The sequence below is a fragment of the Cecembia calidifontis genome, from assembly GCF_004216715.1.
Taxonomy (GTDB): domain Bacteria; phylum Bacteroidota; class Bacteroidia; order Cytophagales; family Cyclobacteriaceae; genus Cecembia_A; species Cecembia_A calidifontis.
In genome coordinates, this window is record NZ_SGXG01000001.1 from 3,353,026 (window position 1) to 3,366,152 (window position 13,127).

Consider the following 13,127-nt stretch of genomic DNA (forward strand, 5'->3'; position numbering starts at 1 on the left):
AATTTTAGTGCCTATTCGAAAAGCTGTCCATATAAATCTGGATAGTTTTTTGGAATGGCTTTTCCTTGTCATGTCGATGGCAGCATCATCTTTATGGGTGGTAGAACCAGACTTCTCTCTCCGTTCGAAGTGACAAGGGGAAGCTGGATCAAATAGCTGTCCTGATTCTGTAGGATATCTATTGAGATTGATTTTTCCTTGCCATACGGATCCCGTCAACTATTGCGGAGAGAAGTCTCAATCAATTGGAAACATCCGGAAACAAGAGAGAGCCGAGTAACCGGCTCTTTCTTGTTTATTTCTTCAGTAATACATTAGCCGGTGGTGCTTTTCTGTTGGCCCTTTGAGTAGGATGGATAAATGTGTAAAAGAATAACCTGATTTCATATTTGTCCTGGGTAAGAAAAGTATGGCTCATGCCATCTGATACCTCATTATAGGTGTTTTTATCCTGCTTTTCAAGCCATTCTGGATCCAGACTTTTGAAGATGGTACTCATTTCCACAAAAGACAAGTCATCTTTTTGGATCAGAACAGGTCTTTGGAGTTTTCCCTCTTTTACGGTCGCCTTTCCAAAATAACATTCACTTTTTCCTTGATTGATGATACTGATTACCACATCATGTTGGCCATCAGTGACAGGGCTTGCACCTCTTTCTGTAAATGCAATGAAATAATCTGTGTAGCAGCCCTCAATTCCTTTTGAGTGAATACTTGTAGCCGACTGTGCCATCACTTGGGAGGCGATGGCAGTGAAAACCAGAAGCAAAAGTATTTTTTTCATAAATTAAATTTTTTTGAGAAGTTAAAATTACATGCTCCAAATTTGAGACAACAAAGCTTTGGCCACAAAGAATTAAAGTGAAACTTTGCCAAATTTGGTTGAATATTGGTAGGCTTTTCCGTTTACTCTTAAAGCATTGGATGATGTTGGTTTGGGCCATCCCAATCCTGAAAGTGTTGAATTGTTACAAGTGGCAATTTCTAACCATGTCGATCCCGATAACAATACCGGAGAGACATCTTTTGTGTTGAAAGAAGAATGATGATGGAATAATAAAAAATAATTAATGCGCCAAGGCAAAAGTAAAAAGGCAAAAAAGAAGGACATTCTGTAAGTTTGAGTTACCCATAAACTATTGGAAAACCATTGGGAGGAAGTGTTCATTTTCTACTTACCGGAATCTAATGCTTGGTACTTGATACTCTGTACCAGGTATAATTTATACTTTCAAAAAGTTGGAACCTTTTTTCTCCAGAATCCCCAAAGCATCAAATTCCACTTCCCATTTGTCTTTTACCAAAATTGCCTTTAATATGCTGTTTCATTTGTAATGTAATTCATGGGACAATTTATCATTGACTTCAGTAACTGGATATGGGATACACCAATGTTAGTATTGTTGATGGGAGGAGGTTTTATCCTTTTTGTGTATTCCGGGTTTTTACCTTTCCGCCATTTTGGACATGCCCTCAAGGTAGTCCGTGGCAAATACGATGATCAGAACCTTCCGGGTCAGATTTCTTCCCGTCAGGCATTATCTGCAGCCATTGCGGCTACGGTAGGCCTGGGCAATATTTCAGGGGTGGCCATTGCCATCAATATGGGTGGTCCTGGTGCGATTTTCTGGATGTGGATTTCTGCCTTTGTGGGTATGGCGACCAAGTATTTTACCTGTTCCCTGGCCATCATGTACCGTGGAAAAGATACCGATGGAGTAGTGCAGGGCGGTCCCATGTATGTCATTGAAGAAGGTATGGGCAAGAAATGGAAACCCCTGGCCATCCTTTTTTCTATAGCGGGGGTATTGGGACTTTTGGCCATTTTTCAGGCCAATCAGCTGACTGCTGTTTTACGCTCTGTACTATTGATACCGAACGGTTTGGATCATGGTGATACCACCAAATGGGTATTGGGCATTTCCATGATGCTGATAGTGGCCATAGTGATTTTGGGAGGCATTAAAAGGATTGCGGCAGTAGCTTCCCGATTGGTTCCTTTTATGGTAATGCTCTATTTCTTTACCGTACTGATCATCATGTTTAAATTTTACGATGAGATCCCACATATGCTTTGGCTGATCGTGGAAGATGCCTTTACAGGAAATGCTGTCATGGGCGGTGCTGTGGGCGCCGTGATGGTCATCGGTGCCAGAAGGGCAGCTTTCTCCAATGAAGCAGGGATTGGTACCGCTCCCATGGTTCATGGTGCTTCCAAAAATAACGAACCTGTAAGGGAAGGGCTGATTGCCATGTTGGGACCTTTTATCGATACCGTGGTGGTATGTACCCTGACAGCCTTGGTCATTTTACTTACAGGTGTCTGGGAAAACTCCGAAAATGATGGGGTGCGGTTGACCCTTTCTGCTTTTGAGATGGGATTGCCAGGAATCGGCAAATACTTATTGATGGTAGCTGTCCTGGTTTTTGCACTATCCACCATGTTTACCTATTCCTATTATGGCCACAAATGTTTCAATTACCTCTTTGGAGCAGACAAAGCCAAATATTACAACTATTTCTATCTGGTGACCATCGTGGCAGGGGCTGTGGTTTCTTTGGAAGTGGTGGTGAGTTTTATTGACGGGATGTATGCCATTATGGCCATTCCGACCATGATTTCCACAATATACCTGGCTCCTAAAGTGAAGGCCGCCACGAAGGAATATTTTGGAAGAATTAGGGATTAGGGGAAAGGGTATTTTGAAAGTCGGATTTCGGAAGTTTGAAGTCGGATTTTGAAATATTAAGGAGCTAAGGGTTTTAAGGATTTCATTAAGAGCCAAGGAAAAAGTAAAAAGACAGAATGAACTGTTTTCAACCTTTCTCATTTATTTGAAAAATACACTACATTTCAAACATCAACCAAATTCCTAACCATCAGCAATGAAAATCCTTATCGCCCCCAATGCTTTTAAAGGAACAATAGAAGCAGATGAGGCTGTGGAAATCATCTCTAAGGCCCTCTTGGAAAAACATCCATGTTTTGTGACTGAGTGCCTGCCCATTGCAGACGGGGGAGATGGGACCTGCTACCTCTTGGGAAAGGTATTAGGACTGCAACCTACCTATATTTGGACCATGAATCCCATAGGAAGGTCCCAACAGGGGTTTTATTTTTTGGACCCAAATACGAAGACAGCTTACCTGGATGTGTCCACTGTCTCTGGCATAAAATATTTGAATGAAACTGAAAAGAATCCATGGGTTAGCAGTACGTATGGAACGGGTGAATTGATCCGGCATGCTGTCGGCGCAGGTGCGAATCATATCGTTTTGGGCTTAGGTGGTTCAGCTACCGTGGACTTGGGTTTGGGCATTTTGTCGGCTTTGGGCTTTTCTTTTTTGGATGAATCAGGCAGGGAAATACCCAAATTTGGAGACACCTTTCTCCAAAAAATCAAACATATTCAACGGCCTGTTCAATCCTACCCACTCTCATTTACTTTGCTTTGTGATGTGAACAATACTTTTTTTGGGGAGGAAGGTGCTATACCAGTTTTTGGTCCACAAAAAGGACTCAAGCATTATGATTTCGAGGCATTTCACCTGGCCTGTCAGGAAATCCTTCTTGCTTTCTCAAAAAAAACCGGAAAAGCCATTCCTGACCAAGAAGGATTTGGTGCAGCAGGAGGAATTGCCTATGGCTTGTCATTTTTTTACGAAACACAGTTGAAAATGGGGGCCAAGTGGTTTTTTGATAAAGTGGGCATGGAAGAAAAGGTCAAATGGGCGGATTGGGTCATTACAGGTGAAGGAAAATATGACGGGCAGTCAGCAGGGGGTAAGGGAAGCTACGAACTGATGCAATTGTGCAGGAAATACGGAAAAAACTGTGCCTTGATTACCTCAGGAAAAGGATTGGAAGGTGCAGGTTTTCAGGAGGTGATTTATCTTCCTGACCTTGATTTTAGCCAAAAGGACTTTAAGGAAAAGGCCAAGGATAATCTAAGGAATGCGGTCTTGGATTTTAAGCTGAGATAGGAACAGATGTTCATTGATTCGGATTTCGGAATGCGTATTTCAGAAATGGTACCTAGGTAAGTTTGGGAGGGTAGAAATAAGGGTAATAGAAAATGGGGAAATCTGGCACTGGAAAAAGTCAGCATTTAATAAAACAACCTGCAAAATTACGGGAAATGTAGTTCGGCGATTCGATTTATTTTTTATCTTTAAATCAAACTAACTCCGGATTTTTTGTGGAAAATCAGAAAATTTTAGCCTTGGCCAAGGAAGAAGACTGGCTCAAGGATTATTCAGAGGATATTTATGAAAGGTACCTCCGGTACAAATACACCCTTCAGGATATTGAGCAGGGTTATGGAAGTGTTTTGGAATTTGCCCGTGCCCATGAGTATTATGGGATACACTTTGATCCGCTTCGTAATGGTTGGATATACAGAGAATGGGCACCGAAGGCTTACAATTTGTTTCTAATAGGAGATTTCAATTCTTGGAACAGGTACAGCCATCCCATGAAAAGGAACCATAGGGGCGATTGGGAGATATTTTTGCCCTTTGATGAATACAAAGAGCGATTTAAGCATGGATCTAAAGTCAAGGTCCATGTTGAGGCCAAAAACGGAGCCTTGGACAGGATACCAGCGTATATTAGGAGGGTGGTGCAGGATGAAAAGACCCATGATTTTGCGGGTCAACTTTGGTTTCCTCCTCAACCTTTTGTTTGGACTGACCATGGCTTTGATCCATCCGACAACCTGATGCAGCCGCTGATTTATGAATGCCATGTAGGCATGGCACAGGAAAAGGAAGGAGTGGGGACTTACCTGGAGTTTGCCGAACATATTCTGCCGAGGATTCAAAAAGCCGGATACAATACCATACAGGTAATGGCCATAATGGAGCATCCTTATTATGGTTCCTTTGGTTATCATGTTTCCAATTTCTTCAGCCCTTCCTCGAGGTTTGGCACACCGGAAGAACTCAAGTTCCTCATCAATAAAGCCCATGAAATGGGTATATCGGTCATTATGGACATCGTTCATTCCCATGCGGTTAAAAATGTACTGGAAGGTCTGAATGAGTTTGACGGTTCTGACCATCAATATTTCCATCCGGGGGGAAGGGGTTACCATGAGGGTTGGGATTCCAAATTATTTGACTACGGCAAAAAAGAAGTCCGGCAGTTTTTGCTCTCCAATGTAAGGTATTGGATGGAGGAATTCCATTTTGATGGATTCCGTTGGGATGGGGTTACTTCTATGCTTTATTTGCATCATGGTCATATTTCTTTTGACAATCCAGCCAAATATTTCAGAGAGGGAGTGGATTGGGATGCCGTTATTTACCTGCAGTTGGCCAATAGGCTTATTCATGACTTTAATAGGCAGGCCCTTTCTATAGCCGAAGAAGTAAGCGGGATGCCCGGACTGTGCAGAAGGCATGAGGAGGGAGGGTTAGGATTTGATTTCCGTTTGGGAATGGGCATTCCTGATTTTTGGATCAAGACCCTCAAACACAAAATGGATGAGCATTGGGACATGTTTGAAATGTGGCACGAACTCAGCAACCGGCCCAAGAAAGAAAGAACCATCGCTTATGCAGAATCCCATGATCAGGCCTTGGTTGGGGATAAGTCCATAGCATTTTGGTTGATGGACAAGGAAATGTATACAGGCATGACCAAGCTGCAGAGCAGTCTGGTAGTGGACAGGGGAGTAGCCTTGCATAAAATGATCCGTCTCATCACCATCGCCTTGGGCGGGGAAGGTTATATGAATTTTATAGGAAATGAATTTGGTCATCCAGAATGGGTGGATTTTCCCCGTGAAGGTAATAACTGGAGTTATCAATATGCCCGAAGACAATGGTCCTTGGTAGATACAGACCATTTACGCTATCATGACCTCAATGAATGGGACAGGGATATGATTGCCTTGGTCAAAGAAAATTTTGTGCTGATGGCCCCCCATGCCGAGCAGTTGTTTTTGGATCCGGACAAAAAGATATTGGTATTTCAACGGGCCAATCTTGTTTTTGCCTTCAATTTTCATGTTTCGGAATCCTATTTTGGGTTGGAATTTGAGGTTCCTGAGGCCGGGCAGTACCACATTGTACTCAATTCAGACAACAAGCGCTACGGTGGGTTTGAAAGGGTTTCTGAGAAATTTGATTATCCTACGGACAAAAGAAAAAAAATCAAGCTTTATCTGCCCAACAGGACTGCTTTGGTTTTGAAGAAAGTGAATTAAAATAAATGGGCCCTGATAAGGGCCCATTCTGTACAATGACAATCATCAACTAAACTAAAAGAGAAAAGCCTTACTCTCCGTATGAGCAGTAGGAAAATCTCCCGTCATTGCAAGCTATTACAAGGTTATAACGGGAGGTTCTTTTTAAAGTTTATAAAAAAACTGCTTTCCTTAATTTTTTCTGATAAGCGGTGAATACCAGGTTAATGACTCATTGACCTCGTTTTTTGTTACCATGATTTGGAAAGAAACATATCTACTTGTCCATAGAACCACTCCGGTTCATCATAGAAGATAAAATGGTAGGCAGTTTCTGCCATTTCCAATGTGGCTGTTGGGATTAAGTTGACCTGTTGTAGAAAGTTTGCTGTTATAGTTTCTTTTGTAAATCCGTATTGCCCGTATGCTGCCCAAGAACCAAGAACCAAGGTAGGCGTTTTGATATTTTCCATGAATGGCCGAATATCGGTGGTAAACATTTCAGCATAAGCTTGTCCCACCACTTCAGGATGGCTGTTCAGGCCCATTTTAACCACTTTTTCATGTTTTTCTGTATTTCTGATCATCCCTGCGACAATCATTTCCTGATTGGCTTTGGACTGATTTTCATCCATTTGTGACATTCCTGCTTTCATTTGTTCAGCGATGTTTTGGGCCATTTCCGGTGTAATTCCAGGCATTTGGGCTGCGGGAAAGTAAGGTATACCGTCAACAGAGATGATTCCCGAAAGCAGATCCGGCTCAAGTGCCGCTATCCAAAGGCCTAAAAATCCCCCCATGCTATGCCCGATCAGAACCCCGTGCTGAAGGGATTTATTGTTGATATAAGTGATGATTTCATCCCTGATCTGGGTAAGGTAATGCGGGGATTCCATTTTTTCATTGTTTCCGAAGCCTTTGATGGATACCAAATGCAATTCATACTGTCCTTGGTATTTTGTGACAAACTCATCCCAAACCGTAGCGTCGCAGGACATGCCATGTACCAAAATCAAAGGCCTGCCTTTTCCTTTTACTGTTACCTCGACCAGGCTGTTACTGGCTTTTGCAAAGATTGTGCTGCCCATCAAGAAAAGAACAAGCAAACATTTAAATACTGATGTTTTCATGGTTTTAGCTTTTGTTTTCTCCAAAATTGGATGATACTTCCCGGGGCAAAAAGTTTGTTTGACCAATTGTGGGCTGCCCGTGACCATTGGATTACAGACAAAGGAAGGAGACCCAAGAAAGTATTTTGCCTTACATTAGGAGTAGATTTCAGTCAAATAGGGTAAAAACTACCATAGGTCAGTCAAATCCTTCCGTTCGTCAAGAGGAATTCCTGAAAGGTCCGTAAAAGGATAAATTCAAAACTAGATTTGAGATAAACAATTTTAAAACATAAATGGATAAGGGCTTGTCAAACATTGCTTTAAATAATCCACCTTGGGAAAAAACTTGGCAAAAAATGCGCGATTTTCTGACCAAAAAGACTGTTTACCATCCCTTTTTCTGGATGGTATATTTTGTGTTTTTCTATTTTGCTTACAATAACCTCTATGAGGATAAAACTTTTCTCAGTGTCTTGATTATCATCTATGGGATTTCGCATTTTGGGATGTATTATATCTTTCAGTACAGCCCACTGAAAGACTGGATGAAGACCAAAAAGTTCTGGTTGGTTCCTTTGGTATTTATTTTTTTGGCCATTGTCTTTGGGTACCTTATCTATCTTTTGATGTCCCTTATTTTCGATAGGGATTTGAACCAGGAATTCCAGTCTTCCACCTTTTCCATCATCGTTTATATGGTAACTTCCAATATTTTTACGCCTGTTATTTTTTTGGGACTAAAAGCGCAAAAGGAGAACAGGAAATCCAGGATTTTGGAAGACAAAAGGGAGAAGGAAAGGATAAAAAACGAACTGCATTACCTTAAATCCCAGGTGAATCCCCATTTTCTTTTCAATACCATCAATTCCATCTATGTACTGATCAAAATTGATCCTGAAAAAGCTTCGGAAACCTTGATCAAGCTTTCCAACCTTTTGCGGTCCCAGCTTTACGAATTTTCGGTAGAAAGAATTGATATACAAAAGGAATTGGAATACCTTGAAAATTATATTGAACTGGAAAAAATCAGGAAGGGTAACCGCTTGGATTTCAAATTGGAAAAAGAGGGCGAATTACAGGGTTTTCAGATAGCACCTTTGGTTTTGATCCCTTTTTTGGAAAATTGCTTCAAACATCTCTCCACCCATCTGGACCGTCCCAATATTATTCGTGTGAAGATCAAAAGGCAGGGAAATACACTTGAAGCTGAGTTTTTCAATACCTCAGAATCTATTGCTCAAAATCAGCAGAATACTATGGGTGGTCTTGGACTGGCAAATATCAAGAGGAGGCTTGAGTTGGTCTATCCGGATCAATATGAACTGAACATCCGAAAAGGGGAAGGTGATTTCAATGTCAATTTGAAAATAAATTTTTAGCATATGCAGATCAGGACCATTATAGTAGAAGATGAACCATTGGCCCGAGAGGGGCTGAAGAGTTATATCAGGGAGATTGAAGGACTGGATTTGATAGGTATTTGTGAAAATGCCCTAGAAGCCAATGCTTTCATTGCGCATGAAAAGCCGGACCTTATTTTTCTGGATATACAGATGCCCAAAATTACAGGGATAGAATTTCTTAAAAGTCTTTCCAATCCTCCTTTGGTGATTTTTACCACTGCTTATCCCAATTATGCTTTGGAAGGCTATGAGTTGGATGTGGTTGATTATTTGGTCAAACCTTATCCTTTTGACCGCTTTCTTAAAGCAGTGAACAAAGCCAGGGAAAAATTAACCTACAGGGGAAACCCTCAGATCATCAGAGAAGTGCGTGATTTTATCTATGTCAAAGTGGACAATGCTTTGAGAAGGGTCAACCTGGAAGATATTTTGTTGGTGGAAGGAATGGAAAATTATGTAAAAATCCATACTTCCACGGAAAAGTTGATTTCACTTATGACCTTGAAAAGTATGGAAGAAACCCTTCCGGAAGGAAACTTCCTTAGGGTTCATAAAACCTATATCATTGCCAAAAACAAGGTCCTTGGGATCATTGGGAATGAACTGGATATGGGAATCAAAAAGGTACCATTTTCCAGAAGTAGACGGAACGAGATCATTCAGCTATTGACAGGAGAAGGCTAAGCCAAAAAAACAATCCCCATAATTCCTATAACCAGCATCTGTGGACAGCAACCAATTAAAAAAGGAATTATGGGGGAAAAGAAATTTTCTCTGAAAAGCCAGATTTATACTACACCTGCGTAAATCAACCCAGCCTCAACACCACGGATTTCGGCCAATCCTTTAAGCCGGCCTATTGCTGTATAACCGGGATTGACAATTGGTTTTGCGATATCGTCCAACATCTGATGGCCATGATCCGGTCTCATCGGTATAGACAGCCCTCTTCTTTTTTGTATTTTGAGGATTTCATGGATGACGGCTTCCATCGGTACATCACCTTCGAGGTGGTTATCTTCAAAGAAATTACCTTCCGCATCACGGGTGGTAGCTCTTAGATGGATAAAGTGGATGTAATCACCAAATTCCCTTACCATAGCAGGAAGGTCATTGTCAGCCCTTACCCCATAAGAACCTGTACAAAAGGTAAATCCATTGTTAGGACTGGCATTGTCCCTGATCATGCGCCGCATGTCTGCAGCAGTACTTACCACCCTAGGTAATCCAAAGATGTCAAACGGAGGGTCATCCGGATGGATGCACATTTTCACACCATGTTGCTCGGCCACAGGAAGAATTTCATCCAGGAAAAGCCTGAGGTGATTGGACAGTTCCTCATGTCCTATTCCTTTATAGGTGTCCAAGGCTTTTTGGAATTCCTCCATGGTATAGCCCTCTTCTGATCCCGGTAATCCTTTCAGTATATTGTCCTGAACCCTTTTGAGATCTGCCGGGGAAGCGTTTTCAAAGAAATCTTTAGCCCTTTGGATTTCTTTTTGTGAATATTCTTTTTCAGCGCCAGGTCTCTTAAGGATAAAAAGGTCAAAGGCTACCACTTCCTTTTTTTCAAACCTTAGCGCTTTGGCACCATTTGGAAGGGGCCAAGCCAGTTCAGTCCGGGTCCAATCCAAAATAGGCATGAAATTGTAGCAGATAATTTTAACACCTTCAGCGGCCAAATTGGCAATGGTCTGTTTGTAATTTTCTATGTATTCCTGGTATTTGCCTGAACGTGTTTTGATGTTTTCATGCACTGGGACGGATTCCACTACGGACCAGGTCAGGCCACCAGCTTCAATGATATCCTTTCTCTTTTTAATCTCTTCCCTGGACCATACATCCCCATTGGGAATGTGGTGAAGGGCAGATACGATACCTGTCGCACCGGCCTGCCTGATATCTGCTAAACTTACCGGATCTTTGGGACCATACCAGCGCATGGTCTGTTCCATTTTATGTATCATGGGGTGGGTTTGGTTAATTGTTTAATTGTTTAATTGGTTGCAGTGGTTGTATTAGTTGTAATTGTTACATTAGACGATTAGGGCATGCATCATGGTACATGGTGCTTGTTACAAAGTTGAGCTGTTTTCCATTCTCAAACACCTGAGTACGCTGAAAACCCTCCGTCTACAGCCACGATGGTTCCGGTGATAAATTTGGAAGCATCGGAGCATAGCCATTGTAGGGTTCCTAACAGATCTTCAGGATCCCCGAACCTACCCATGGGGGTATGCTGAATGATCTGATGGCCTCTTTGGGTGAGCTGACCGTCCTTTTCAGTCAAGAGGTTTCGGTTTTGTTCAGTGAGAAAAAAACCGGGGGCAATGGCATTGACCCTGTATTCGGGACCATGCTTATGGTTGAGTTCCACTGCCAGCCACTTGGTCAGATTATCAATGGCTGCCTTGGCTGAAGCATAACCTGCTACCCGGGTCATGGGCCTGCTTGCCGCCATGGAGGAAATATTGATGATGTTTCCGGAGCCATTGGCCAACATGAGTGGGAAGAAATGTTTGATGGGAATAAAAGTGCCCTGGTAATTGAGGTCCATGACCTTTTTCATCGCATCTGCAGAAAGGTCGGCCAAGGTTTGGTCCGGTCTCACTACAGCATCGGGCATATTGCCTCCTGCGAGGTTGATCAAGATGTCGATTTTTTTGTACCTTTTCTGGATCTGGGCCGCAGCTTGGATTACATGGGTTTCCGAAGTGACATCTGCCAGGAAAGCATCTGCTTTACCTCCTTTCGAGCGGATATCTTCAACAAGATGTTCGATTTTGGAAGCAGTTCTTCCAATGATGATAATGTGGGCACCTTCTTTGGCCAGGTGATGGGCCATGGCTGTGCCGAGCACACCGGTAGCACCGGTAATGATGATCTTTTTATTTTTTACGGAAAATAATTTCATGATTGTCCGGGAAATTGGAAATAATCCTTGGCATTGTAATAACAAATATCCTGGATGATTTTACCCATCCATTTTTCATCCTGTGGCAGGATTCCCTTTTGCATGTCATTTCCAAACAAGTTACAAACTATTCTACGGAAATACTCGTGCCTTGGGAAAGAAAGGAAACTCCTGGAATCTGTCAACATTCCTACAAAAGTAGCAATAAGTCCCATATTGGACAGAATGTTCATCTGTGCTTCCATTCCGTCTTTTTGGTCTAGGAACCACCACCCGGAGCCAAACTGTATTTTCCCTCTGATGCTGCCATCATTGAAATTGCCGCACATGGTCGCCATGACCTCGTTATCCCCAGGGTTTAGATTATAGAGTACTGTTTTACTGAGTTGGTCCGTTCTGTCCAGTTCATTGAGGAAAGCCGAAAGACCAAGGGCCTGAGGGTAATCCCCAATGGAATCGAAACCGGTATCCGGACCTAATTTTTGGAACATCCTGCTGTTGTTGTTGCGCATGGCCCCAAGATGGAATTGTTGTGTCCAACCTTTTGCATGATACATTTTACACAGCTCCAAAAGGGTATTGAATTTAAAATAAGACACTTCCTCCAGGTTAAGGAGCGCACCGGAATGGACTTTCTTGAAAAGGGTATGGATATCAAAAGGTTTATTGAAGAAATAGTAAATCTGCTCCAAACCGTGGTCTGATAACCTGCATCCATTATCGTGGAAGTAATTTACTCTGTTCTGTAAAGCCTGAAGAAGGTCATCATAAGAAGTGATGGTGATCTGAGAAGCAGCCTCCAATTTTTGGAGGTAATGTCTGTAGCTGATCGGGTTTTCAACAGCAAAAGATTTATCAGGCCTGAAAGCCGGAAATAATCCAAATTGCGAGGGCTTTTGGGTGTAAGCCTGATGGAACTCCAAACTATCAGAAGGATCATCCGTGGTGCAGACCACTTCCACCTTCATTTTTTCCAGCAAAGAACGGGTACTGAAATCCTGGGTATTGGTCATGGCCGAAGTTATCCGGTATATCTCTGAAGCATTTTTTCCACTGAGGAGTTCATGGATGCCATAGTAGCGTTTCAATTCCAAATGTGTCCAATGGTACAGGGGATTCCTTACGGTGAACGGTACGGACTCAGCCCATTTTTGGAATTTTTCTTCGTCACTTGCATTTCCTGTGATAAATGACTCATGGACACCCAAGGTACGCATGGCCCTCCATTTGTAATGGTCCCCCGCCAGCCAGATTTGGGTAATATTATCAAAAACTTTATTGCTCGCAATCTGATCGGGGGGAAGGTGGTTGTGGTAATCTATGATAGGAAGAGACTTGGCGTATTCATGGTATAAGATCTTTGAAAATTCATTTTCCAAAAGGAAATCCTCGTCCAAAAAGGGTTTATTGCTGCTGGATAACATAGATTGTATAGGTTAACAGGCTTTTCAAGTCTAATTTTAACTATTTAAATGCTTTAATGAATCGATTGGTCACATTTAATTGT

Annotated in this window: 10 protein-coding genes; 5 read left to right on the forward strand and 5 right to left on the reverse strand. The window is 42.1% G+C overall.

What is annotated here, in order from left to right:
- Window positions 1-295: 295 nt before the first annotated feature.
- On the reverse strand, window positions 296-784 hold the full coding sequence (locus tag BC751_RS14400; RefSeq protein WP_130276255.1) for a hypothetical protein: 489 nt from the start codon (window positions 782-784) through the stop codon (window positions 296-298).
- A gap of 559 nt (window positions 785-1,343) precedes the next feature.
- On the opposite strand from BC751_RS14400, the gene BC751_RS14410 reads away from it, so the two are divergent.
- The 3 genes from BC751_RS14410 (at window position 1,344) to BC751_RS14420 (ending at window position 6,212) form a co-directional block, all read left to right on the forward strand.
- Window positions 1,344-2,690 carry an alanine/glycine:cation symporter family protein gene (locus BC751_RS14410; RefSeq protein WP_130276259.1) on the forward strand — a complete coding sequence of 449 codons (1,347 nt, stop codon included), beginning with the start codon at window positions 1,344-1,346 and terminating at the stop codon, window positions 2,688-2,690.
- Between the two features lie 196 nt (window positions 2,691-2,886).
- Window positions 2,887-3,984, forward strand: a complete 1,098-nt coding sequence (locus BC751_RS14415) for a glycerate kinase (RefSeq protein ID WP_130276261.1) — start codon at window positions 2,887-2,889, stop codon at window positions 3,982-3,984.
- 215 nt (window positions 3,985-4,199) lie between these two features.
- A complete protein-coding gene (locus BC751_RS14420; RefSeq protein ID WP_130276263.1) occupies window positions 4,200-6,212 on the forward strand; it encodes an alpha amylase C-terminal domain-containing protein in 2,013 nt (670 codons plus the stop codon).
- Window positions 6,213-6,442: 230 nt separating this feature from the next.
- Here BC751_RS14420 and BC751_RS14425 read toward each other — a convergent pair whose 3' ends face one another.
- A complete protein-coding gene (locus BC751_RS14425; protein WP_165389843.1) occupies window positions 6,443-7,321 on the reverse strand; it encodes an alpha/beta fold hydrolase in 879 nt (292 codons plus the stop codon).
- 338 nt (window positions 7,322-7,659) lie between these two features.
- On the opposite strand from BC751_RS14425, the gene BC751_RS14430 reads away from it, so the two are divergent.
- Both BC751_RS14430 and BC751_RS14435 read left to right on the forward strand, forming a co-directional pair.
- Entirely contained in the window at window positions 7,660-8,682 is a 1,023-nt protein-coding gene (locus BC751_RS14430; RefSeq protein WP_165389844.1) for a sensor histidine kinase, read from the forward strand.
- 3 nt (window positions 8,683-8,685) lie between these two features.
- Window positions 8,686-9,390, forward strand: a complete 705-nt coding sequence (locus BC751_RS14435; protein WP_130276268.1) for a LytR/AlgR family response regulator transcription factor — start codon at window positions 8,686-8,688, stop codon at window positions 9,388-9,390.
- Window positions 9,391-9,494: 104 nt separating this feature from the next.
- On the opposite strand, the gene uxuA is transcribed toward BC751_RS14435, so the two are convergent.
- The 3 genes from uxuA to uxaC form a co-directional block, all read right to left on the reverse strand.
- Window positions 9,495-10,673 (reverse strand): mannonate dehydratase, encoded by a 1,179-nt coding sequence (uxuA, locus tag BC751_RS14440; protein WP_130276269.1) that lies wholly within the window; start codon window positions 10,671-10,673, stop codon window positions 9,495-9,497.
- A 134-nt stretch (window positions 10,674-10,807) separates the two neighbouring features.
- On the reverse strand, window positions 10,808-11,620 hold the full coding sequence (locus BC751_RS14445; RefSeq protein WP_130276270.1) for an SDR family oxidoreductase: 813 nt from the start codon (window positions 11,618-11,620) through the stop codon (window positions 10,808-10,810).
- Window positions 11,617-13,044 (reverse strand): glucuronate isomerase, encoded by a 1,428-nt coding sequence (uxaC, locus tag BC751_RS14450; protein WP_130276271.1) that lies wholly within the window; start codon window positions 13,042-13,044, stop codon window positions 11,617-11,619. Before uxaC ends, BC751_RS14445 begins: the two co-directional genes overlap by 4 nt.
- Between the last annotated feature and the right edge of the window lie 83 nt (window positions 13,045-13,127).